18 protein-coding genes are annotated in these 19,794 nt (G+C 75.2%); 10 read left to right on the top strand and 8 right to left on the bottom strand.

Going from position 1 to position 19,794, the window contains the following annotated elements:
- Positions 1-2 precede the first annotated feature (2 nt).
- Positions 3-1,040: an LLM class flavin-dependent oxidoreductase gene (locus tag FSW04_RS00145; protein WP_146914998.1), complete on the bottom strand. Its 1,038-nt coding sequence runs from the start codon at positions 1,038-1,040 to the stop codon at positions 3-5.
- A 35-nt stretch (positions 1,041-1,075) separates the two neighbouring features.
- On the opposite strand from FSW04_RS00145, the gene FSW04_RS00150 reads away from it, so the two are divergent.
- Positions 1,076-1,840, top strand: a complete 765-nt coding sequence (locus FSW04_RS00150; RefSeq protein ID WP_146915000.1) for an SDR family NAD(P)-dependent oxidoreductase — start codon at positions 1,076-1,078, stop codon at positions 1,838-1,840.
- Here FSW04_RS00150 and FSW04_RS00155 read toward each other — a convergent pair.
- Entirely contained in the window at positions 1,830-2,624 is a 795-nt protein-coding gene (locus tag FSW04_RS00155; RefSeq protein WP_146915002.1) for an IclR family transcriptional regulator, read from the bottom strand. The genes FSW04_RS00150 and FSW04_RS00155 overlap by 11 nt on opposite strands.
- 119 nt (positions 2,625-2,743) lie before the next feature.
- On the opposite strand from FSW04_RS00155, the gene FSW04_RS00160 reads away from it, so the two are divergent.
- Genes FSW04_RS00160 through FSW04_RS00170 form a run of 3 tightly spaced genes read left to right on the top strand, consistent with a single transcriptional unit; the run spans position 2,744 to position 4,853 of the window.
- The gene (locus FSW04_RS00160; RefSeq protein ID WP_146915004.1) at positions 2,744-3,121 is read left to right on the top strand and encodes a cupin domain-containing protein; all 378 of its coding nucleotides are present in this window, start codon (positions 2,744-2,746) and stop codon (positions 3,119-3,121) included.
- On the top strand, positions 3,118-4,095 hold the full coding sequence (locus FSW04_RS00165; protein ID WP_228430758.1) for a 3-hydroxyacyl-CoA dehydrogenase family protein: 978 nt from the start codon (positions 3,118-3,120) through the stop codon (positions 4,093-4,095). The genes FSW04_RS00160 and FSW04_RS00165 overlap by 4 nt, the downstream gene beginning before the upstream one ends.
- On the top strand, positions 4,092-4,853 hold the full coding sequence (locus FSW04_RS00170; RefSeq protein ID WP_146915005.1) for an SDR family NAD(P)-dependent oxidoreductase: 762 nt from the start codon (positions 4,092-4,094) through the stop codon (positions 4,851-4,853). The genes FSW04_RS00165 and FSW04_RS00170 overlap by 4 nt, the downstream gene beginning before the upstream one ends.
- A gap of 13 nt (positions 4,854-4,866) precedes the next feature.
- On the opposite strand, the gene FSW04_RS00175 is transcribed toward FSW04_RS00170, so the two are convergent.
- The 4 genes from FSW04_RS00175 to FSW04_RS00190 all read right to left on the bottom strand — a co-directional run bounded on the left by FSW04_RS00175 (position 4,867) and on the right by FSW04_RS00190 (position 10,388).
- Positions 4,867-6,633, bottom strand: a complete 1,767-nt coding sequence (locus tag FSW04_RS00175; RefSeq protein WP_146915007.1) for a hydantoinase B/oxoprolinase family protein — start codon at positions 6,631-6,633, stop codon at positions 4,867-4,869.
- Complete coding sequence (locus FSW04_RS00180; RefSeq protein ID WP_146915009.1) at positions 6,626-8,167, bottom strand: hydantoinase/oxoprolinase family protein; 1,542 nt, start codon at positions 8,165-8,167, stop codon at positions 6,626-6,628. Before FSW04_RS00180 ends, FSW04_RS00175 begins: the two co-directional genes overlap by 8 nt.
- Positions 8,168-8,218: 51 nt before the next feature.
- Positions 8,219-8,716 (bottom strand): hydantoinase/oxoprolinase N-terminal domain-containing protein, encoded by a 498-nt coding sequence (locus FSW04_RS00185; protein ID WP_146915011.1) that lies wholly within the window; start codon positions 8,714-8,716, stop codon positions 8,219-8,221.
- A 91-nt stretch (positions 8,717-8,807) separates the two neighbouring features.
- A complete protein-coding gene (locus FSW04_RS00190; protein ID WP_146915013.1) occupies positions 8,808-10,388 on the bottom strand; it encodes a gamma-glutamyltransferase family protein in 1,581 nt (526 codons plus the stop codon).
- Between the two features lie 45 nt (positions 10,389-10,433).
- Between FSW04_RS00190 and FSW04_RS00195 the strand changes: the two genes are divergently transcribed.
- Complete coding sequence (locus tag FSW04_RS00195) at positions 10,434-10,838, top strand: VOC family protein (RefSeq protein WP_146915015.1); 405 nt, start codon at positions 10,434-10,436, stop codon at positions 10,836-10,838.
- Between the two features lie 9 nt (positions 10,839-10,847).
- On the opposite strand, the gene FSW04_RS00200 is transcribed toward FSW04_RS00195, so the two are convergent.
- A complete protein-coding gene (locus tag FSW04_RS00200; RefSeq protein WP_187369106.1) occupies positions 10,848-12,389 on the bottom strand; it encodes an acyl-CoA carboxylase subunit beta in 1,542 nt (513 codons plus the stop codon).
- A 41-nt stretch (positions 12,390-12,430) separates the two neighbouring features.
- Between FSW04_RS00200 and FSW04_RS00205 the strand changes: the two genes are divergently transcribed.
- A complete protein-coding gene (locus tag FSW04_RS00205) occupies positions 12,431-12,781 on the top strand; it encodes a hypothetical protein (protein WP_146915017.1) in 351 nt (116 codons plus the stop codon).
- Between the two features lie 142 nt (positions 12,782-12,923).
- Positions 12,924-13,793 (top strand): exodeoxyribonuclease III, encoded by an 870-nt coding sequence (locus FSW04_RS00210; RefSeq protein ID WP_146915019.1) that lies wholly within the window; start codon positions 12,924-12,926, stop codon positions 13,791-13,793.
- A 1-nt stretch (position 13,794) separates the two neighbouring features.
- Here the strand turns inward: FSW04_RS00210 and FSW04_RS00215 are convergent, their stop codons facing one another.
- Positions 13,795-14,802 carry a DNA polymerase domain-containing protein gene (locus FSW04_RS00215; RefSeq protein WP_228430759.1) on the bottom strand — a complete coding sequence of 336 codons (1,008 nt, stop codon included), beginning with the start codon at positions 14,800-14,802 and terminating at the stop codon, positions 13,795-13,797.
- Between the two features lie 365 nt (positions 14,803-15,167).
- Between FSW04_RS00215 and FSW04_RS00220 the strand changes: the two genes are divergently transcribed.
- The 3 genes from FSW04_RS00220 to FSW04_RS00225 are packed head-to-tail and all read left to right on the top strand — an operon-like array spanning position 15,168 to position 19,794.
- The gene (locus FSW04_RS00220; protein WP_146915024.1) at positions 15,168-15,572 is read left to right on the top strand and encodes a hypothetical protein; all 405 of its coding nucleotides are present in this window, start codon (positions 15,168-15,170) and stop codon (positions 15,570-15,572) included.
- Between the two features lie 2 nt (positions 15,573-15,574).
- Positions 15,575-15,958 carry a hypothetical protein gene (locus tag FSW04_RS25445; RefSeq protein ID WP_187369107.1) on the top strand — a complete coding sequence of 128 codons (384 nt, stop codon included), beginning with the start codon at positions 15,575-15,577 and terminating at the stop codon, positions 15,956-15,958.
- A 2-nt stretch (positions 15,959-15,960) separates the two neighbouring features.
- Positions 15,961-19,794, top strand: a complete 3,834-nt coding sequence (locus tag FSW04_RS00225; RefSeq protein WP_187369108.1) for an AAA family ATPase — start codon at positions 15,961-15,963, stop codon at positions 19,792-19,794.

Consider the following 19,794-nt stretch of genomic DNA (forward strand, 5'->3'; position numbering starts at 1 on the left):
CCTCAGCCCGCGCGCAGCGCGGGGGCGACGTGCTCGGCGAGCAGCCCGAGCTGCTCCGGGTCGGGGTCCAGGGGCGTGAAGACATAGGCATCGACATGGTCGACGGACGCCGTGTCGCGCCGGATGCGCTCGACGACCTCCTCGGCCGTGCCGATGGAGTACGTGCGCAGCGCGTCGGCCCAGTCGCCGGCGAAGAACCCGGCCAGTGCCTGCTCGCAGCGCCGCCGGCTCGCCCCGTCGGTCAGGACGTAGCCCCAGTCCGAGAACACCAGGTCGATGTCCTCGCGCCGGCGCCCGTGGCGCTCGGCGCCGGCCAGCACGTGCTCCCACGCGCGGCCGAGGGCCTCGGCGCCCAGCCGGTGGCGCGCGGAGGCCGAGTACACCAGCGGGACCCAGCCGTCGGCCAGGCGCCCGGCGCGGTCGAGCACGCGCAGCGCGGCGGCCGACGGCGCGCCGGCCCGGTCCAGGGCCTGGCCGGGCGAGAACGCCGCGATCCAGATCGGGGGGCCGCCGTCCTGGGCCGGCGCCGGGCTGACGTGGGTCCCGTCGAGCTCCCAGAAGCGCCCCGAGCGCGTCACGGGCTCGGCCGTCCACAGCGCGCGCATGACCTCCAGGGCCTCCTCGAAGCGAGGGCCGCGCTCGGCGGGGTCCAGGCCCAGCACCGCGAACTCCGGCCCGTTCCAGCCGACGCCGGTGCCGAGGATCACCCGGCCCTCCGACAGCACGTCGAGGCTCGCGACGGCCTTGGCCAGCGGCACGGGGTGGCGGAACGGCACGACGATGACGAGCGTGCCGAGGCGCACCGTCGTGGTGCACGCCGCCAGCGCGGCCAGCGTGGTGAACGGCTCGAGCATCGACGCCGCGTACACCTCGCGGCCGTCGGCGTCGCGCGCGGAGGCGAGCATGCGGTCGCCGACGAAGATCCCGTCGAAGCCCAGCCGCTCGGCCTCCTGCGCCCAGGTGCGCAGCGCGGCGAACGCCCCGCCGGCGCGCGGCCCGAGCCAGCCGGGCGGGCGGACGTGGAAGGCGGCGGGGGGCATGCACGGATGCTAGAGGCGCCATAGAGTCGCGCGTCATGGCGACCACCCCTCCCGTGTCCGGGCCCCTGCACGCACCCGATCTCGCCGGCGCCGCCGTCCTCGTCGCCGGTGCCGCCTCGGGCATCGGCCGGGCCGCCGCGCTGGCCCTCGCGCGCGAGGGCGCGCACGTGCTGTGCTTCGACCTCGCCGACGCCGAGCCCGTCGCGGCGGCGATCCGCGACGGCGGCGGCACGGCGCTCGCCGTGCACGGCGACCTGCTCGACGAGGACGCGCTCGCGAGCGCGGTCGCGACCTGCGAGGGCGAGATCGGGCCGCTGCGTGTCGCGGTCAACACGGCGGGGATCGTGAGCTTCCAACCCCTGGAGGAGGCGACCGCCGACGAGCTGCGACGCATCCTGGACGTCAACCTCCTGGGCCCCATGCTGTTCCTCAAGCACGCCCTGCCGCCCATGCGCGAGCGCGGCGCGGGGTCGGCGATCCTCTTCGGCTCGCTGGCCGGCAAGACCGGCGGCCTGCGCTCGGGCCCGGCCTACGGCGCGTCGAAGGGCGGGGTCCACGCGCTCGTGAAGTGGACGGCCGGCCACTACGCGCCGCACGGCGTCCGCGTCAACGGCGTCGCCCCGGGCCCCGTCGCCACGCCGATGACCGAGGGGCGGGGCTACACGACCGCGGGCCTGCCGCTCGCCCGGCTCGGTGTGCCCGAAGACCAGGCCGAGGCGGTCGTCTACCTCGCCTCGGACGCGTCGGCGTGGGTCACCGGCCAGATCCTCAACATCAACGGCGGCGTGTTCATGGAGTGAGCGCGGATGCGGCCACGGCGTCGCTGACGCGCCGGGCCGCGGCGGCGACCGCGTCGGCGAGGCCCTCCAGCGCGGCGGGGTCCAGGCGGTCGCGTGGGCCGCAGACGCTGACCGAGCCGATCGCGTGGCCGTCGGGGCCGAGGACCGGCGCGGCCACGCTGGCGGCGCCGGCCTGTCGCTCCCCGCGGCTCAGCGCGACGCCCCGGGCGCGGATCTCCGCCAGCTCCGCCCGCAGCGCGCCGGCGCCGGTGATCGTCTGCGTGGTCAGGCCCGCGAGGGGGCCGGCGAGCACCGCGGCCCGCAGGCGGCCGTCGGCGAAGGCGAGGATGGCCTTGCCGCTGGCGCCCGCGTGCAGCGGGCAGGGGACGCCGAGCTCGACGGTCATCCGGATCTCCTGCGGGCTGACCACCTGGTCGAGGTAGATCCGGTGCGTGCCCACCAGCGCGGAGACCGTCGTCGTCTCCCCCGTTCGCGCCTGCAGCTCGCCGAGGACGGGCAGCGCGAGGACCCGGAGGTCCAGGGAGCCCAGCGCGCGAGCGCCGATGCGCACGGCGGCGGCGCCGAGCGTGTAGGTCCCGCGGCCCGGCGAGGTGGCCAGCAGGCCGCGGTCGACGAGCGAGCTGAGGATCCGGTGCACGACGGCCTTGCTGAGCCCGAGCCGCCGCGCCAGCTCGGACACCCCGACGGGCCGGGGCGCATCGGCGACGGCGAGCAGCACGTCGGCGACCCGGCCCGCCGCGACCGTGCCCCCGGCCGCCGGCGCCGCGTCGGGCCCGCTCGTCATCCGGCCTGCGCGATCAGCGGCACGGCCGGAATGTAGTACGGCCGCGGTTGCCTTCGGCCGCGCGTTCGGAAAGGCTGGATGCTCCACCGAGCCGCCCACCGTCAGAAACCGAGGGTTTGATGACCGAGCCGACGTTCTACCGCTACGCCGATGCCGACCCGCTGCTGCCCGCGCCGGGCGTCGAGATGCGCGGGGTCTACGGGGAGGGCGCGTCGGTCAACATCGTGCACCTGGGCCCGGGCGCGCTGGTCCCCGAGCACAGCCATCCCCACGAGCAGATCGGCGTGGTCCTCGAGGGCGTCCAGATCATGATCATCGACGGGACCGAGCACCACGTCGGCAGGCACGAGGCCTACGTCATCCCCGGCGGCGTGCTGCACGCCGGCATGGGCGGCCCCGAGGGCTGCGTCGCGATCGACGTCTTCGTGCCCACGCGCGAGGAGTACCGGTCGGCCGCGGCGCCGGCGCTGTCATCGATGCCCGCGGCCGCCGAGTGACCCACGCAGACGCCGGGCCGCCGCCGATCCGCACGGCGGGCGTGATCGGGGCGGGCACGATGGGCGCGGGGTTCGTCCAGGTGCTCGCCCTGGCGGGCGTGAGCGTGCGGATCGCCGACGCGAGCCCCGAGCACGCCGAGGCCGGGCGCGGGCGCGCGATCGCCCTGGCGCAGGCCTTCGAGCGCGACAGGCTCATGGCCGCCGGCTCGGCCGACGCGATCGCCGAGCGGACGGTCGCCGTCGCCTCCCCGCGCGAGGCCGCGGCCGACGCCGAGTTCGTGCTCGAGGCCGTCGCCGAGGACCCCGAGGTCAAGCGCGGCGTGCTCGCCGAGCTCGAGGCGGGCGCAGCCGAGGCGTGCATCCTGGCCACCAACACCTCCGCCATCCCCATCCGGGTGCTGGCCGAGGGCCTGCGCCGCCCCGAGCGGTTCCTGGGCGTGCACTGGTTCAACCCGCCGCAGTGGGTGCCCGGGGTCGAGGTCATCCCCGGCGAGCGCACGCGGCCCGAGGTCGTCTCCAGGGTCCGCGAGATCCTCGTGGCGCTGGGCAAGGAGCCGGCGACGGTCGGCGACTCGGCCGGCTTCGTGGGCAACCGCATCCAGTTCGCGATGTTCAAGGAGGCCGCGTCGGTGGTTGCCGACGGCGTGGCCACCGCCGAGGAGGTCGACCGCGTCGTGCGCTCGACGTTCGGCTTCCGCCTGCCGTTCTTCGGCCCGTTCATGATCGCCGACATGGCCGGCCTGGACGTCTACGCCGGGGCCTACGCCGCGCTGGAGAAGGACCTCGGGCCGCGCTTCGCGGTCCCCGAGTCCGTGCGCGCGCTCGTGGACGCCGGCCGGCTGGGCACCAAGAGCGGCGGCGGCTACCTCGACCTCGACCCTGCCGAGGTCGCGCGGATCGTCGCCGAGCGCGACGCGCTGTACGTGGCGCTGAGCCGGCTCGTGGCCGAGCGCGACGCGGCGGCGGACGCGTGACCGCCCTGCCGCTGCAGGGCCGCCACGCGCTGGTCACCGGCGCGGGGCGCGGGCTGGGCCGCGCCTGCGCGCTGGCGCTGGCGCGGGCGGGCGCCGACGTCACCGCGCTGTCGCGCACGGACTCCGACCTGGCGTCGCTGGCCGCCGAGGCGGCGGAGGGCCCGGGCGGCCGCGTCTGGCCCCACGCGGCCGATGCCGGCGACGAGCGGGCCGTGGTCGAGGCCGTCGCGGCGGCCGAGGCGCGGGCGCCGCTGTCGATCCTGCTGGCCTCCGCGGGCACGAACCGTCCGGGCCCGACCGTCGACGTCACGCTCGAGGACTTCGACGCCATCATGTCGCTCAACGTGCGGGCGGCGTTCGTCGCCTGCCGCGAGGTCGGCCGCCTGCTGCTCGAGCACGGCCGGCCCGGGCGGATCGTGCTCATGTCCTCGCAGATGGGCAGCGTGGGCTACCCCGGCCGCGCGGTCTACTGCGCCAGCAAGCACGCCGTCGACGGCCTCACGAAGGCGCTCGCCGTCGAGTGGGCGCCGTCGGGGATCACGGTCAACGCGGTCGCCCCCACGTTCATCCGCACGCCCCTGACCGAGCCCATGCTCGCCGACGACGCGTTCCGCGCCGACGTGCTGCGCCGCATCCCCGCCGGCCGGATCGGCGAGGTCTCCGACGTCGCCGGCGCCGTGCTCTACCTCGTCTCCGACGGTGCCGCCATGGTCACCGGCCACGTCCTGGCCGTCGACGGCGGCTGGACCGCGTGGTGAGCGCGGCGGTCGCTCAGCGCCCCGCGCGGAGCGCCTGCGTGGCCGCGGCGTCGACGCTGCCGTCGCGGCCCAGCACGACGCCGTAACTGCGCCGCGCCTCGTCGAGGTCGACGAAGCCGTCGAGGTAGTCCTCGGCGACGGCCGCCGGGTCGCGCTCGAACGGGTCGCCGTAGCCCGCCGAGCTGGGGGTCTCGATCCGCAGCAGGTCGCCGTCCTTGAACTCGACCCCCGTCAGCAGGGCGGGCAGCGACTCCTCGCGCGGTCCGCCGGGGTTTCGCGTCATCGCGGCGGTGACGCCGTCGCTGCCGCCGTAGACGCCCCGGGGCGGGTCGTAGTGGCGGTCGGCCTCCGACGAGACGTAGCCGTCGGTCAGGTAGCGGGTCTCGCGCACGATCCCCACCCCGCCGCGCCAGCGCCCAGGCGCCGGCGGCTCGGGGCGCAGCTCGTAGCGCTCGCACCGCAGCGGATAGCGGCCCTCGAGCTCCTCGATCGGGTTGTTGCGCGTGTTGACGAGCAGGCTGTCGACGGAGTCCAGGCCGTCCATCCCGTAGCGGCCGCCGTAGGAGGACTCGTTGATCTCCATGTACACCCAGTACTGGGACTTCTCGGGCTGGAACCCGCTGTAGGAGATCGCGTGGCAGACGGCGCCGTTGCCCGCGGTCGTGCGCTCGGGCCACGGGTCCGACAGCGCCAGGATCACGTTGTCGCAGATCCGCTCGCACTTCATGAACCGCCCGCTGGAGGCGCGCGGGAACCGCGGGTTGTAGATCGTCCCCTCGGGGGCCACGACGGTGATCGCCCGGAAGATCCCATCGTTCTGGGGGACGTGGACGTCGCTGAGCGCGTCGTCGAGCAGGATGGTGCGGATGATGTAGTAGGCGGCGACCTGGGTCGCGCCCTCGAACGGCGAGTTGTAGCTCGTCGGGCTCTCGGCCTCGCTGCCCGTCAGGTCGACGGTGATGTCCGAGCCCGAGACCTCGACCGCGCACTCGACGCGCAGCGGCCGCCCGCGGTCGCGGCCGTTGTCGTCCAGCCACCCCGTGGGCGCCCGGTAGCGGCCGTCCGGGATCTTCTCGATCTCGCGCCGCATCATGAACTCGGAGTAGTCCATCCACTCCTCGGCGGCGGCGAAGACGGTGTCCTTGCCGTAGCGCTCCAGGAGCGCGACGAAACGGTCGCGCCCGACGCGGCAGGCGGCGATCATCGCGTCGAGGTCGCCGCGGTTCTCCTCGGGCACGCGCGTGTTGCCCAGGATGTGGCGCCACAGCTCGCGGTTCAGCGTGCCGGCCTCGTAGATCTTCAGCGCGTCGTAGATCTTGTTCTCGGCCCACATGTCGAAGACGTCCATGTTGAGCCCGGGCGCCGCGCCGCCGAGGTCGAGCATGTGCCCCGTGACCCCGGCGAAGGCGACCGCCTCGCCGGCGAAGAAGATGGGCATGATGATCGCGGCGTCGGGCGAGTGCGACGCGCCCTTGTAGGGGTGGTTGTGCAGGACGATGTCGCCGTCGGACCAGTCGTCGGCCCACGTCTGGCGGATGCCGCGGATGTACCAGGGCAGCGACCCGATGTGCATCGGGCTCGTGTCGCTCTCGCAGATCTCGCGGCCCGTGAGGTCGAAGATCCCGGCGCCCATGTCCTCGGACTCGCGGATGATGCCCGACAGCGACATCCGGATCTGGACGGAGGCCATCTCCTGGGCGACGGACTCGAACGCGCCGCCGAGCACCCGGAAGGTGATGGGGTCGAGCCTGCGCTCGGGGCGGGCGGTGGGCTCAGGCATCGTGCGCTCCTGCGGCGGGGGTCAGGTCGGCGGTGAGGATCCCGTACGGGTTGACCTGCACCGTCTGGCCCGGCGGGACGATCGTGGTCGACTCGAACTGCTGGATGACGGCGGGCCCGGCGACGGTCTGGCCGGGCGCCAGGTCGTCGCGGACGTAGAACGGGCAGGGCAGCCGCACGGGCTCCCCGGCGACACGGAACCAGACGTCGTGGGTGGCGTGCGGGTCGGCGGCCTCGCGTGGCTCCAGCAGCGGCCAGACGACCCGCTGCAGCTCGCCGACGCCACGGACGCGGACGTTGACGACCTCGATGGCCTGCTCGCGGTAGGCGCGGTAGTACTCGCGCTCGTGCCGATCGTGGAAGGCCTCGGTGAGCCGCGCCAGCCAGTCCTCGGAGGCCTCGCCCTCCGGGCACGCGACGCGCAGCTCGTAGCCCTGGCCGGCGTAGCGGCACTCGGCATAGCGCTCCATGCGCCGGTGCGTGGCGGGCACCCGGTCGCGCTCCATGGCCGCCGAGGCCTGGGCCTCGAGCTGCGCGAAGGCGAGGGCGAGCCCGTCGAGGCCGGACCCCTGGTTGCCGCTGCGCATGACCGTGCGGCCGAACTCGTAGACCGTGTCGCTGGTCAGCAGCCCCAGCGCCGAGGTCAGCCCCGGGCCGGGCGGGACGACCAGGCGCGGGATGTCCATCCGCGCGGCGATGTCGAACCCGAACAGCGGGCCCGCGCCGCCGAACACGACCAGGCCGAAGTCCCGCGGGTCCAGGCCCCGGCGCACGCTGCTGGCCTCGATGGCGGTGACCGTCGTCTCCGTGGCGATCTCCAGGATTCCCAGCGCGGCCTCGGCGACGCCGATCCCGAGCGGCTCGGCCAGCCGGGTGCGGATGGCGTCCTCGGCCAGGCCGGGGTGCAGGGGCAGCGCGCCGGACAGCAGCGCGTCGGCACGGATGCGCCCGAGCACGACCTCCGCGTCGGTCACCGTCGGCTCCGTGCCGCCCCAGCCGTAGCAGGCGGGCCCCGGCGAGGCGCCCGCGCTGCGCGGGCCCACGCGCATGACGCCGCCGGCGTCGAGGAAGGCGATGCTGCCGCCGCCCGCCCCGACCGCCTCGCAGTCGAGCATGGGCATCATGGTGTGGTAGCCGCCGACCTGGGAGTCCAGGATGTGCTTCATCCGGAACTCGCGGTGCGGCGCCACGCCGATGTCCACCGACGTGCCGCCCATGTCGATGGTGATCACGCTGTCGACCCCGGCCAGCTCGCCGGCCCAGATCCCGCCGAGCACGCCGGCCACGGGCCCCGACATGAGCAGCGAGACCGGCAGCTCGCGGGCGCCCTCGGCCGAGACGACGCCGCCGGCCGAGTTCATCAGGCGCAGCTCGTCGGGCACCCCGGCGTCCTGCAGCGCCGCGGCGATCCGCCCGACGTACTCGCGCACTGACGGAGCGACGTAGGCGTTCAGGGCGGTGGTGCTGAAGCGCTCGTACTCGCGGAACTGCGGGATGACCTCCGAGCTCGTGCACACGAACAGCTCCGGGGCCACCTCCTGGCAGATCGCCTTGGCCCGCGCCTCGTGCTCCGGGTAGAGGTAGGATCACAGGAACCCGATGGCGATGGCCTCCACCCCGCTCTCGCGCAGCTCCACGGCGGCGGCCCGCACGGCGTCCTCGTCGAGCGGGATGAGCGTCCGGCCGTCGGCGGTCACGCGCTCGGGCACCGGCAGGCGGAACCGGCGGCGCGCCAGCGGGTGCGACTGCCACGGCAGCTCCTGGAAGAGGCTGAACGAGTAGGGCTTCTTGTGGCGGGCGGTGTGGAGGATGTCGCGGTAGCCCGCGGTCGTGATGAACCCGACGCGCGCGCCGCGCCGCTGGACCACGACGTTGGTGGCCGTCGTCGTCCCGTGCGAGACGCGCTGCACGCCGTCGAGGTCGATGCCGGCCAGGTCGGCCACGGTCCGGATGCCCTCCAGTGCGGCGGTCGACGGGTCGGCCGGCGTGGACGGGAGCTTGTGCACCGTCGGACGGCCCAGCTCGTCGTCCCACAGCACGATGTCCGTGAACGTGCCGCCGACATCCACACCGATCCGCCGCATCCGCGTCCGCCCCGTGTCGCCTGTGCCGGCCGTCGGCCGGACCCGCGGGCACCGTAGCCGGGACGCCCCGGTCGCGTCCAGGGGAGGGCGCCTACGGCCCGCTCACCAGCGCCGCGCCCTCGCTGCGAGGGTCGCTGGCCGGTGTCAGCGTGCCGCCGGGCTCGATCCGGATGGCCTGGGCGTGGCCGACCTGGGCGTCGAAGTCGTCGAGGGCGGTGACCGGCAGGCCCGTCGTGGCCAGCGACGCCCGGGCCGTCGCGGGCACGCGGCCCTCGGCGAGCACGACGTCGGCCGGCTGGCCGGCACCCGCGCCGCCGACGACCCAGCGCGGGGCGTGCAGCGCCTCCTGCAGGCCGAGGCCGCGGCGCAGGTGCAGGTGCACATGGGCCAGGATCTGCGCCTGGCCGCTGCCGCCCATCGTGCCGAGCACGAGGACCGGGCGCCCGTCGCGCAGCAGCATGGACGGCATGAGCGTGTGGGCCGGGCGCTTGGACGGCTCGAGGCGGTTGGGCGACCCGCGATCCAGCGTGAAGTACGCGCCGCGGTTGTGGCAGATGATCCCCGTGGCCGGGTCCATGAGACCGGAGCCGAATGCGTGGAACAGGCTCTGGATGAGGCAGACGGCGTTGCCCTCGCCGTCGGCGGTGACGATCGCGACCGTGTCGCCGCGGGGCCGGGGCCCCGGCTCGCCGCCGCCGGCGGGCGCGTCCCCGGCGGCCGCGCGGCGCGCGACCTCGCGCAGGTGGTCCTCGCCCAGCAGGACGTCGAGCGGCACGGGCGTGAAGCGCGGGTCGCAGAGGTGGCGGCGGCGGTCCTCCAGCGTCGCCGCCGCGATCCGGGCCAGCGACGCGGCCTGCGGGCCCAGCGGGTCCAGCGCGGGGTCGACGTGCTCCAGCGCGCCGAGCAGCAGCGCCAGCAGGAACCCCTGCGTGTTGGGGCGGGAGGTCAGCAGCTCGTCCTCGCCCAGCGCGAAGGACAGCGGCGCGCCGCGCTCGGGCGCGAAGCCCGCGAGGTCCTCGGCGTCGAGGACCGAGCCCTGCGCGCGCAGGAACGCCAGCAGGGACGCTCCCAGCTCGCCCCGGTACAGCGCGTCGGGCCCGCCGTCGGCCAGGAGCTCCAGGGAGCGGGCCAGCGCAGGCTGGCGCAGCGCGCCGCCCGGCCCGAGCACGGCGCCGTCGTCGCCGAGGAAGACCTCGCGCATGCCCGGGTCGGCCGCCAGGAGCGCGGCGTCGCCCTGGAGGGCGTGGGCCAGCGACGGCGGCACGGCGACGCCCTCGCGGGCCTGCGCCACCGCCGGCGCGAACGCGTCGGCCCACGGCCGCCGTCCCCCCTCCGACCACACCGCGTGCAGCCCCGCGACGAGCCCGGGGACCGTGATGGGGTCGGTCCCGTGGACCGGCATCTCTGCGTGCCGCGCGCGGACGGCGTCCGGATCGGTCGCGCGCGCCGAGGGACCCGAGGCGTTGATCTCGACGGTCGGCCGCCCCGCGCGGTGCACGAGCGCGATCAGGTCGCCCCCCAGGGCGCAGTTGTTGGGGTAGACGACGGTCAGCGACAGCGCCGCGGCCAGCGCGGCGTCCATGGCGTTGCCGCCGTCGCGGTAGGCGGCGATCGCGGCCTCGGAGGCGGCGGCCTGGGGTGCGGCGACGGCACCATGGGTCGGCCGGGTCATGCGGGCATGATCGCCGACGGCCCGCCGACCTGGCACGATCGGGCCATGCGCCGCACGATCACGACGCTGCTGATGTTCGAGGGCCGGGCCGAGGAGGCGATGCTCCGCTACGCCGAGATCTTCGGCGACGCGGCCATCGAGGCCATCGAGCGCTACGGCCCCGAGGGCCCGGGACCCGAGGGCACCGTGGTGCACGCGACGCTGCGGCTGGGCGAGCAGCGCGTGCAGTGCACCGACAGCCCGGTCGCGCACGCGTTCACGTTCACGCCGGCGACGTCGCTGATGGTCGACTGCGACAGCGAGGCCGAGGTGCAGCGGCTCTTCGAGGCGCTCGGGCAGGCCGGCGAGGTCCTCATGCCGCTGGACGCGTACCCGTTCAGCCCGCGGTTCGGCTGGGTCAACGACCGCTTCGGCGTCTCGTGGCAGCTGCGCTTCGTCCCGCCGGCCTGACCGCCCGCGCTACCAGGTGTCCACGGTCCGCCCGCTGGCCTGCGGCGTCCCGGCCGCGATGAGCGTCGCGGCCAGCACGGCGCGCGTCTCGGCGGGGTCGATCACGTCGTCGAGCTCGAAGAGCTCGGCGGCGTTGATGGCCTTGGCGTTCTCCTGCGCCGCCGCGGTCAACTCGCGCACGCGCTCCTCGCGCTCGGCCTCGTCGGCGATCGCCTCGAGGTCGCGGCGCATCGCCAGGCGCACCGCGCCCTCCAGGCCCATCGGGCCCAGGTGCGCCCCCGGCCAGGCGACCGTGAGCACGGGCTCGTGCAGGCTGCCGCCGACCATGGCCTGGGCGCCCAGGCCATAGCCCCGGCGCAGCACGACCGCCAGCAGCGGCACGGTCAGCGCCGCGCCGGCGACGAGCATCCGCGACGTGTGGCGCACCAGGGCGCTGGCCTCGTGGCGCGGCCCGACCATGAAGCCGGGCGTGTCGACGAGCGAGATCACCGGCAGGCCGAACGCGTCGCAGAGCTGCAGGAAGCGCGCGGCCTTGTCGGCCGACTCGGCCATGATCGCGCCGGCCACGTACTTGGTGTTGTTGGCCAGGACGCCCACCGGCCGGCCCTCGATGCGCGCCAGCGCGGTGACCATCTCGCGCGCGAAGTTCGGGCGCAGCACCGTGACCGAGCCCTCGTCGGCCAGCCCGCGGATGACCGGCACGACGTCGTAGGCGCGGCGGCCGCTCTCGGGCAGCAGGTCGCGCAGCCGCGTCTGGTCGGGCGCCGTGAACGCCTCGGCCGGGCCCTGGAAGTAGCCCAGCAGCACCTTGGTGACCGCGACGGCCTCGGCCTCGTCGGCCACGACGAGGTCCACGCAGCCGTTGGGCTCCTGCATGCTCATCGGGCCGACGTCGTCGGGCGCGACATCGCCGAGGCCGCCGCCGGCGATCATCGCCGGGCCGCCCATGCCCAGCGACGCGTCCTGCGTGGCGATGATGAGGTCCGAGCAGCCCGCGATGACGGCGTTGCCGGCGAAGCAGCGCCCCTTGACGATCGCGATGCGCGGCACGCGGCCGGCCAGGCGCGCCCAGAACGCGAAGGCGCGCGTGTGCAGCCACGAGACGGCGGGGAAGTCGGTCTCCCCCGGCCGGCCGCCCCCGCCCTCGGCGAAGAAGACGACGGGCAGCTCGAGGCGCTCGATGAGCTCGAACAGCCGGTCCTTCTTCTGGTGTCCGAGCATGCCCTGGGTCCCGGCCAGCACCGTGTAGTCGTAGGCCAGCACGGCGCACGGGTGCCCGCCGATCCGCGCGGTCCCGGCGACCAGGCCGTCGGCCGGCGTGTTGGCGACGAGGTCGTCGACGTCGCGGCGCGCGCGCTGGGCCGCGATCGCGAAGCGCCCGTACTCGACCCAGGACCCCTCGTCGACGAGGTCGGCGACGTTCTCGCGCGCCGTGCGGCCTCCGCGCTCGTGGCGCCGGGCGACGGCCTCGGCGCGCGCGGCGTCCTCGGTCAGCGCGCGGCGGCGCAGCACCTCGGCCAGGTCGTCGCGGATCGCGGGCGTGTCGCTCATGTCCGGCAGGCTGCCAGGTCGGGTAGGACCGTGTGCAGCCCGTGGCCTCCTACACCGTCAACCCGGCCGCCGCCGCCCACGCGCAGCGGCTCATCGACGCCCGCCAGTACGTCCTGCGCAGCGACTGGGGCCGCGTGCAGCCCGGGGCCCAGGCCGAGAACGCCTACCTGGAGCGCCACGGCTGGGAGGAGTACGCGGCCTGGCACCTCGGGCTCACCGACGGCGCGGCCGACGAGACCAAGGCGCGCTACGCGTTCGCCTACGGCGACCTGCGCCGCGTGCACCGGATGGGCCTGATCGCCTGCATGTACCGCGCCGCGGAGTGGCGCCACAAGGCGATCGAGCTCGCTGCCCACGAGCTGCTGCAGCGCCTGGACGCACGGAGCGGGTAGGGCGCCCCGGGCGTCGTCCGCCGGTGCCCTGGTCACCTTGACCGGCGATATGCACGTCAAGGTGACCACGACCGTCACGGAACACGCACGCGCCGGGGCGGGCGCGGCGCCGTGCCGGCGCGACCACGTACCGTTGGGAGCGATGCGCCTGGCGACCTGGAACGTCAACTCGGTCAAGCAGCGGATGCCGCGTCTGCTGCCGTGGCTGGACGAGCGGCGGCCCGACGTGGTCTGCCTGCAGGAGACCAAGCTGGCCGACGACGCGTTCACGGCGCTGCTCGGCGAGGAGCTCGCCGGACGCGGCTACGAGGTGGCGCTGCACGGCGAGGCCGCGTGGAACGGCGTCGCGATCCTCTCGCGCGTGGGCCTGGACGACGTGGTCGCGGGCCTGGGCGACGACGCGCCGGGCTTCCCCCATCCCGAGGCCCGCGCGGTCTCGGCGACGTGCGCCGGCGTGCGCGTCACCTCGGTCTACGTCCCCAACGGCCGCACGCCCGACTCCGAGCACTACCGCTACAAGCTGGCGTGGCTGGCCGCGCTGCGCGAGCAGGTGGCCGCGGCCGGGTCGGCGACCTCGGTCGTGCTCGGCGACATCAACATCGCGCCGGCCGACGAGGACGTCTTCGACCCCGAGGCCTATGTCGGCCAGACCCACGTCACCCCGCCCGAGCGCGCCGCGCTGGCCGAGCTCGAGGCGCTCGGCCTGCACGACGTCGTCCGCGAGCGCTGGCCCGGCGAGCGCGTGTTCACCTACTGGGACTACCGCGCCGGCATGTTCCACCAGGACCTCGGGATGCGGATCGACCTCGTCCTGGCCGGCGACGAGGTCGCGGCCCGGGTCCGCGCCGCCTGGATCGACCGGCAGGCCCGCAAGGGCAAGGGCCCCAGCGACCACGCACCGGTGATCGTCGACCTCGACGAGGCGCCCGACGGCGACATCGGGCCGGTCGTGCCGCCCCCGTCGGCGCCGGCCGCCCGGCGCGGCGCCAAGAAGCTGCCCCAGGCGCCGTGAGTCAGTCGCGCGGGCGGTCGCGGTCGCGCGAGGGCTGCACGCGCTTGGGCTCGCCCGGCATCTTGGGGTAGTCGGGCGGGTAGGGCATCTCCCCCGCCCCGTCGCGCTCGTAGAGGTCGAGCAGCGGCTGCAGCGAGTGGTGCACGTAGTCGATCGCGCCATGCCGGTCGCCGACCTCGGCGAAGCGCGCGGGCATCGTGGCCACGGTGAAGTCCTCGGGCTGCACGGCCGGCAGCTCGTCCCAGGTCACCGGCGCCGAGACCGGCGCGCCCGGCTTGGGGCGGATGCTGTAGGCCGAGGCGATCGTGCGGTCGCGCGCGTTCTGGTTGTAGTCGACGAAGATGCACTCGCCGCGCTCCTCCTTCCACCACTTCGTCGTGACCTGCCCGGGCAGCCGGCGCTCGAGCTCGCGGCCGAACGCGATCGCGGCGTGGCGGACGTCGGTGAACGTCCACCGCGGTTCGATGCGCACGTAGATGTGGACACCGCGGCCGCCCGAGGTCTTCGGGAAGCCGGCGTAGCCGAGCTCCTCGAGCAGGGCGCGTGCCTCGGCGGCGACGCGGACGGCGTCGTCGAAGTCCGTGCCCGGCTGCGGGTCGAGGTCGATGCGCAGCTCGTCGGGGTGGTCGACGTCGGTGTCGCGGACCGGCCACGGGTGGAAGGTGATCGTCCCCATCTGGGCCGCCCAGCCGACGACGGCGATCTCCGTCGGGCAGACCTCGTCGGCGTGCCGGCCCGACGGGAACTCGATCCGCGAGGTCTGTACGTAGTCGGGCGCGCCGCGCGGGATCCGCTTCTGGAAGAACGCGTCGCCGCCGCCCTTCTCACGCGTGGAGACGACGATGTCGGGGTGCACGCCCTTGGGCCAGCGCTCCAGCGTGGTCGGCCGGTGCGAGAGCGCGCGCATGATGCCGTCCCCGACCGCGAGGTAGTAGCGCACGACGTCGAGCTTCGTGAGCGCGGCCGTGCGCGCCGTCGCCGGGAAGATGATGCGGTCGGAGCTGGACACGCGAACCTCGCGCCCCCGGCGTCGACCATCGTGACCTCGGACGCAGCCATGCACCGAGTTGTACCGGTTCAGCGCAGCCGGCCGGCGTGGGGGGCCGCGGAGGCGCCTCGCGCGCCGCGCGCCGGGCGGGCCGCCCGCCGCGGGCGCTTGGATCGGCGTCCACGACCGGTGCGCGACCGGACCACGACCGCGCAGCGCCGCTCACCGGACCGGGACCCGCGGCCGACACGGGCCCCTTGCGCGAACGCCCGGCAGGCCGACAGCGAGACGGGGGCCGTGAGCCGCAGGAGGCAGGGCGGCAATGGGGAAGGGAGATCACCGGACCGGTTGTCCGTACACCAACGTGCTTCTGTACGGTGCACCGCGTGCGCACCTGGCGGTCGTTCCTCACCGTGACCCTGGCCGGCCCGGTGCTGCCGAGCCTCGTCGGCACCGCCCGCGCGGCCACCCTCACCCTCGTTCCGTACGGCGCCTCCTACCGGCATCTCGGTGTGGCCAATCACGAGAGCTGCGCCGACAGCGACCCGCCGCACGTCACGTTCCCCGCCGGCACGCTGCACGGCGGCGAGAACCACCTCGCCGTCCGCGCGCGTGACCGCGGCGACCGGCGCTCCGTCGATGCGCAACTCGAGGTGGCCCTCGTCGACAGCGATGGGGACGGCTACGACGTCGCCGTCACGCCGTCGCCCTGGGCGCCGGGCAGCGCGCCACGCTCACCGCGTCGATCACCGCCCACCGCGGTGAGCAGAGCCTGCGGACGGTCACGCTGACCGTGCCGTCCTCCGCGACCGTCGTGTCGGCCTCCCGGGGCACGTTGGCCGGCAGCACGATCTCGCTGTCCGGCCTCGACCTCGCCGACGGCGCCTCGACGCAGGTGCAGGTCGTCGTCGACGCGGCATGCATCCCGGGATCGGGGTTCACGCTGCGGACGACGACGAACCATGGCTCCGACGCCGACGGCGTGCCCGAGACCCGGTACGTCGGACGGCTGCCCGACTGCCGCGCCTACGACGCCGACGACCGCGACCCCGACGGCTCGGACCGGCTCATCACATCCAGCGATCCGTGCATCGCCAAGCGCCGGAGGCAGCCGGAGGGCGAGGTGCTCGTCGCCCTCAGGCTGCCGGCGCGCGCGGAGGACCCGAGGATGCGCTGAAGGTGTACGCCCCGGACGGCGCGCAGATGCTGCCGTACGTGCCGCGGGTGCTCATGCGGCACGTCGGCGAGCCGGGCCGGCCGTCGGTGCACGCCGTCGATGCCTCGATGGTCCACGTCGACGTGTCGGGCTTCACGAAGCTCTCCGAGCGGCTCGCCGGGATCGGACCCGAGGGCGCCGAGCAGCTCGCCGACGCCATCGGGGCCTGCTTCGCGTCGCTGCTGGAGGTGGCCTACGCCGAGGGCGGCGGCCTGCTCAAGTTCGGCGGCGACGCGCTGCTGCTCCTGTTCGACGGCGAGGGCCATGCGGTGCGTGCGGCGCGGGCGGCGCTCCTCATGCGACGCCGGCTGCGGACCGTGGGCCGGATCGAGACCCCGCGCGCCGCGGTGCAGCTGCGCATGACGGTGGGGGTCCACAGCGGTCTGGCGCACCTGTTCGTCGTCGGCACCTCGCATCGCGAGCTGCTGGTCGCGGGCCCGGCGGCGACGACGACCCTGGAGGTCGAGGAGGCGGCGCGGGCGGGCCAGGTCGTGGTGAGCCACCAGACCGCAGCGCACCTGCCGGCGCGCTGCCTCGGCCCCCCGTGCGGCCCGGGCCGCCTGCTCGTCCGGGAGCCGCCCGGTGAGCCCGGCGCCTTCGCCCCGGCGCCCGCGCCGGAGATCTCCCCCGAGCGACTCGCCGCCTGCGTCCCGGTCGCGGTGCGCCGGCACGTCGAGGCCGGTCCCCAGACGCCCGAGCATCGCACGGTCACCACCGCGTTCCTGCACTTCGCGGGCGTGGACGGGCTTATCGCGCGTACGGGTGCCGTGGGCGCCGCCGAGGCGCTGCATGAGCTCGTCGAGCGCGTGCAGCGAGCGGCCGACGACCACGACGTGTGCTTCCTGAGCAGCGACAGCGATCGCGACGGCGGCAAGCTCATCCTCACCGCGGGGGCGCCGCGGGCCACCGGCGACGACGAGGAGCGGATGCTGCTGACGACCAGGGCGATCATCGAGGGCGACGGCCCCCTGGCGATCAGCATCGGCCTCAACCGCGGGCGGGTGTTCGCCGGCGACATCGGTCCCCACTACCGCCGCACCTACACGGTGATGGGCGACGCGGTCAACCTCGCGGCGCGGCTGATGGCGCGCGCGCCCCACGGGCAGGTCTACGCCACCGAGTCCGTCCTGGACCGGTCACCCACGCGCTTTGCGACGATGGCGCTCGAGCCGTTCATGGTGAAGGGCAAGTCGCGACCGGTCAGCGCCTGGTCGGTCGGGCACGCGACGAGCTCGGTGCGACGCGAGAGCCCGATCGCCGACTTCCCGCTCGTCGGCCGCGACCGGCAGATCGCAAGCCTGCGCGACGCGCTGGGCGCCACCGAGGACGGCGGCGGCCTCCTGCTCGAGATCTCCGGCGAGGCCGGGATGGGCAAGTCCCGCCTGGTGCACGAGCTGCGCGGCCTGGCCGGCGACCGGCCCGTGCTGCACGCCACGTGCGAGGCCTACACCTCGGCCTCGCCCTACAGCGCCTGGCGCGAGCTCCTGCGACAGCTGCTCGGCGTCGGGTGGGAGGCGCCGTCGGACACCGTCGTCGCCCAGCTGCGGATGGCGGTGGGCGCGAGCGCCCCGGACCTCATGCCGTGGCTCGCGCTGCTGGCGATCCCGCTCGACGTCGACGTCGAGCCGTCGAGGGAGGTCCGGCAGCTCGCCCCGGGCTTTCGAACGGCCCGGCTGCACGAGGTCGTCGTGGCCTTCCTGCAGGCCCGCCTCGATGACGGGACCATCATCGAGATCGAGGACGTCCATCACATGGACGCGGAGTCCGCCGAGCTGCTGGCCTCCGTGGCGGCCCGGATCGACGCGATCGGCTGCCTCGTGGCGGTCACGCGCCGCGACACCGACGCGGGCTACGTCGCGCCGGCCGACGCCGTCCGCCTCGGCGTCGAGCCGCTGGCGCCCCACGAGGCGCTCGCGCTTGCGGAGGAGATCACCGGCTCGGCGCCGCTCCCGCCGCATCGCCTCGACGAGATCGTGGCTCGCTCGGCGGGCAACGCGCAGTTTCTCCTCGACCTGCTGGCCGCCGCGGGTGACGGGCACGACGGGCCGCTGCCCGACAGCATCGAGGCGGCCGCCATGGCGCGGCTCGACCGCCTCGCCCAGACCGACCGTGCGCTCGTGCGCCACGCCTCGGTCCTACCGGTGAGCTTCCATCCGCGATATCTCGACGCGGGCTACCTCGGAGAGATCCCGGTCCCCGACGCCGCGGCCTGGGACCGGCTGTCGGACGTCTTCGTCGACGACGGCGACGGCTACGTGCGCTTCCGCCATCCGGTCGTGCGCGACGCCGCCTACGAGGTGCTGCCCTTCGCGACCCGCCGCCGCCTGCACCGCGTGGCCGGGGACCGGCTCGAGCAGGAGCTGGGCGACGGCGCCGACGAGGCCGGCGGCCTGCTCTCGCTGCACTTCCTGGCCGCAGGCGATCACGCGCGCGCCTATCGGTATGCCCGCATCGCCGCCGACCGCGCCGCCGAGCACTTCGCCTTCGCCGGTGCGTCGCTGCTCTACCGGCGCGCGCTGACCGCCGCGCGCTCGGTCCAGCCGCCCTCGACCGAGCTCGCCGCGATCTGGGAGTCGCTCGCCACCGCGTACACGCGCACCGGCGAGCCGAAGCGGGCGATGGAGGCGCTGACCGCCGCGCGCCGCCATGCCGGCGCCGACCCCGTCCGCCGTGCGCAGCTGCTGCACCACCATGGCACCGTGGTCGTCGAGCGCGCCGGGCGGGCGGCGCGTGGCGCGAGCTGGTTCGCACGCGGCCTGCGCGAGCTCGACGGCCTGCCGGGCCGGGAGGCCACCGCCGTGCGTGCACGGCTCGTGGCCTCGATGGCCCAGCTGCGCCAGCGCCAGGGCCGCAGCGCCGAGGCCGTCGAGCTGTCCCGGCAGGCCATCGCCGACGCCGAGTCTGCCGGCGAGGAGGCCGCGCTGGCGCATGCGCTGTGCGTGCTCGACTGGGCGCTGGCGTTCTCGGGCCGCCCGCGGGAGCCGGGGCACTCCGAGCGCGCGCTGGAGATCTACACCCGCCTCAACGACGCCGACCGCGAGGCGGCGGTGCTCAACAACATGGGCGGGATCGCCTACCTCTCGGGGCGCTGGGACGAGGCGGTCGAGCTCTACGCCCGCGCCGCCGACGCGAGCCTGCGCGCGGGCGACACCGCCACGGCGGCGTTCGGGGACTGCAACCTCGCCGAGGTGCTCATCGACCAGGGGCACCTGAAGGAGGCGCAGCGCCTGCTGGCGCGGGCGCGCCGTGTCTGGGCGGCGACCGGCGACGAGGCCGGGGTCGCGTTCGCGACCGCGCTGCTGGGGCGCGCGGCGGTGCGGACCGGGGACCACGACGGAGCGCAGAAGCTGCTGGCGGAGGCCACGGCGCACTTCCGGCGCCTCGGCGCCGAGGACGACGCCACGTGGGCCGATGCGCTGATGGCCGAGGCGCATGCGTTCGCCTTCCGGGCACCGGAGGCGCTGACGCTGGCGCGACGTGTCCTGCGCGGACGCGATGGAGACGGACGCGTCGGCCCCATGCTCCACCGGGTGCGCGGCTACGCGTTCGCGCAGCTCGCCCGCCCGGCCGACGCACTGGACGCGTTCAGCACCTCGCTGGAGCACGCCCGGGCCCAGCAGCTCGACTACGACGTGGCTGCCGCGATCGACGCGCTCGAGGCGCTCGGCGCGCTCATCGGCCGGCAGGGCCTCGTGGTCCCCGCCACGCGCGACGAGCTGCTGCTGCGCCTGCGGGTCCGGGCCCTGCCCGTGCCGCCACTGGAGCCCGCGGCGTCCGGGCAGGGCAGCGCCTCCTAG

The organism is Baekduia soli (assembly GCF_007970665.1).
GTDB lineage: Bacteria > Actinomycetota > Thermoleophilia > Solirubrobacterales > Solirubrobacteraceae > Baekduia > Baekduia soli.

Bases quoted from the DNA above. Each gene is read 5' to 3' on its own strand.
- FSW04_RS00145 (WP_146914998.1), bottom strand. From the start codon at position 1,040: ATGCCCCCCGCCGCCTTCCACGTCCGCCCGCCCGGCTGGCTCGGGCCG.
- FSW04_RS00150 (WP_146915000.1), top strand. From the start codon at position 1,076: ATGGCGACCACCCCTCCCGTGTCCGGGCCCCTGCACGCACCCGATCTC.
- FSW04_RS00155 (WP_146915002.1), bottom strand. From the start codon at position 2,624: ATGACGAGCGGGCCCGACGCGGCGCCGGCGGCCGGGGGCACGGTCGCG.
- FSW04_RS00160 (WP_146915004.1), top strand. From the start codon at position 2,744: ATGACCGAGCCGACGTTCTACCGCTACGCCGATGCCGACCCGCTGCTG.
- FSW04_RS00175 (WP_146915007.1), bottom strand. From the start codon at position 6,633: ATGCCTGAGCCCACCGCCCGCCCCGAGCGCAGGCTCGACCCCATCACC.
- FSW04_RS00185 (WP_146915011.1), bottom strand. From the start codon at position 8,716: ATGCGGCGGATCGGTGTGGATGTCGGCGGCACGTTCACGGACATCGTG.
- FSW04_RS00190 (WP_146915013.1), bottom strand. From the start codon at position 10,388: ATGACCCGGCCGACCCATGGTGCCGTCGCCGCACCCCAGGCCGCCGCC.
- FSW04_RS00195 (WP_146915015.1), top strand. From the start codon at position 10,434: ATGCGCCGCACGATCACGACGCTGCTGATGTTCGAGGGCCGGGCCGAG.
- FSW04_RS00200 (WP_187369106.1), bottom strand. From the start codon at position 12,389: ATGAGCGACACGCCCGCGATCCGCGACGACCTGGCCGAGGTGCTGCGC.
- FSW04_RS00210 (WP_146915019.1), top strand. From the start codon at position 12,924: ATGCGCCTGGCGACCTGGAACGTCAACTCGGTCAAGCAGCGGATGCCG.